This is a genomic window from Bradyrhizobium sp. 159, from assembly GCF_023073795.1.
In the GTDB taxonomy this organism is placed as follows: domain Bacteria; phylum Pseudomonadota; class Alphaproteobacteria; order Rhizobiales; family Xanthobacteraceae; genus Bradyrhizobium.
In genome coordinates this window covers 1-2,431 of sequence record NZ_JADPKE010000113.1, presented here as the reverse complement: position 1 = coordinate 2,431, position 2,431 = coordinate 1, and the positions used below count along the sequence as shown (strand labels likewise).

The following is a 2,431-nucleotide window of genomic DNA, read 5'->3' as shown; positions in this document are numbered from 1 at the left end:
CCCCCTATCGGCATCCAAAAGGGACCCCTTTGATCGGCGTGCTCTGCTGGGAGCGCTCGGGTCGTCGGAGCTGGTCGGGGTTGCGGAGACGGCGCGAGCGCGGGTTGTTTGAACATCGTCGCGGCTTTTGAATCGCCAGCTGTCGTTGCCGGTCTCGACGATGTCGCAGTGATGGGTCAATCGGTCGAGTAGCGCGGTGGTCATTTTGGCATCGCCGAACACGCTCGGCCATTCGCCGAACGCGAGATTGGTGGTGACAATGATGGAGGTGCGTTCGTAGAGCCGGCTGATGAGATGGAACAGGAGCTGACCGCCGGATTGCGCGAACGGCAGATAGCCCAGCTCGTCGAGAACGATGAAGTCCATGCGGGTCAGATGCTCGGCGAGCCGTCCCTGCCGACCGTTGCGGGTTTCGGTCTCGAGCCGGTTGACGAGGTCGACGACGTTGTAGAAGCGTCCTCTAGCGCCATCGCGGATGCAACTTCTGGCGATGGCAATGGCCAAGTGTGTTTTGCCTGTACCGGTGCCGCCAACCAGCACGACGTTGCGTTGTTGGGCGATGAAGCCGCCGCCAGCGAGATCATTGACGAGAGTCTGATTGATCGGCGTGCCGTCAAACTGGAAGTCGGCGATGTCCTTGGCGAGCGGCAGCTTGGCAATGGTGAGCTGGTATTTGATCGACCTGGCTTGCTTCTCGTTGATCTCGGCGTTGAGCAGGTCGCCGACAATGCGCTGAGGCTCGTGCTGGCGCTTAACGGCAGTTGCCATGATCTCGTCGAAGGCAGCCTTCATGCCGTAGAGCTTGAGTTCGCCCATGAGGTCGAAGATTTGGGTTCGTTCCATCAGATGGTCCTCCGGAGGTTGTCGTAGCGGGCACAATCGGCGATCGGTGCATGACGGAGCGTCAGTGCGGCCGGCGTCATGATGTTGGCCGGTGGGGCAGGTTCACGTTGACGGGCCAGGATATTGAGAACGACATCGGCGGAATGGACGCTGTGACTGAGCGCTTCGGCACAGGCCGCTTCCACCGCGGACAGACCGTCAGTCAGCACCGCGTTGAGGATGTCGACCATCTGCCGATTGCCATCGTCGGTGCTGGCCAGCTTGCGCCGGATCCGATCGATCGCGGCCGGCAGCACCCAGTCTTTGAAGGGAGCACCGTTGCGCAAGGCGCCGGGTTTGCGGGCGAGCACCGGCACATAATGCCAGGGGTCGTAGACGGTATCGCCGCGGCCAAAGGATCGCGGGTGCTCGGCAACGATACGTCCATCCTGACGGATCACGATGCGATCGGCATAGGCTTGAACCTCGACCGGTCGTCCGACTGCGCTGGCTGCGACCGAGTACTTGTTGTTGTCGAAGCGCACCAGGCAGGTCTTCGAGACCGATGCCGTCACCGCATGGAAGCCGTCGAAGCGGCCGGCATAGGGAACGAGTTTGGGGCGTTCGGCTTCGAACACGTCCCAGATCGTCTGATCGGTCAGCTCCGGATGGCGATGAGCCTTGGCGTAGGCGATGCATTTGTCGAGCAGCCAGGCGTTTAACTCGTCGAGGTTTTTGAACCGCAGCCGCGGCGTGAAGAAGCGTTCCCGGACCAGCCCGACCTGGTTCTCGACCTGCCCCTTCTCCCAGCCCGACGCTGGCGTACAGGCGACCGGATCGACCAGATAGTGGCTGCACATCTGCAGGAAGCGGCGATTGTAGAGACGGCCTTTACCGACAAAGATCGTCTCCACCGCGGTCTTCATGTTGTCGTAGATGCCGCGGGTGCAGGTGCCTTTGAACAGGGCGAATGCCCGGTCGTGGGCGTCGAACACCATCTCCTGCGTCTCCCGCGGATAGGCCCGCACGAACAGCATGCGGCTGTGACAGAGCCGGACATGAGCAGCCTTCACCATCACCGTGGTGCCGCTCAGCAGGACGATCTCGTGGCTCCAGTCGAACTGGTAGGCTTCGCCTGGTGCAAAGCTCAACGGCACATAGGCCGACGCTGTCGAGGTGCCGCGTTCCTTGCTCCACCGTCGTGCGTATCGACGAACCGCATCATAGCCGCCGGCATAACCCAGGCCGCGAAGCTCCTCGAATAGCCGGATCAGCGTCAGCCGTTCCCGCGCCGCCTTGCTCTCATTCCCTGCCAGCAACCGGTCAAGCTCGGCACTCCAGGCACCCATCTTCGGGAGCGGCTGCGTCTCGCGCTCGTACCGGAACTCCGTCGCTTGAGAACGAATGACCTTGCGAACCACCTTCCGCGATACGCCAAGTTCTCGGCAGATCGCCTTGATCGGACGACCATCAACAAAGTAGGCGCGACGGATCTTACCAGTCGTCTCCACCACCAGCATCCCAACCTCGGCTTCCATGACTCGATGGAAGCCACTGTGGACCCTTATCCCGGGGTCCCGATTGGATGCCGATCACCCCGAAAACGGGG

The 2,431-nt window shown here is 61.8% G+C and carries 1 protein-coding gene and 1 pseudogene; both read right to left on the bottom strand.

Features of this window, described 5'->3' with window-relative positions:
* Positions 1-843 (bottom strand): IS21-like element helper ATPase IstB (gene istB / locus IVA96_RS33225; RefSeq protein WP_346347926.1); only part of this gene is annotated, 843 nt, incomplete at its 3' end.
* Positions 752-2,342, bottom strand: a pseudogene (istA, locus tag IVA96_RS33220) (IS21 family transposase). The gene istB and the pseudogene istA, both read right to left, overlap by 92 nt.
* Between the last annotated feature and the right edge of the window lie 89 nt (positions 2,343-2,431).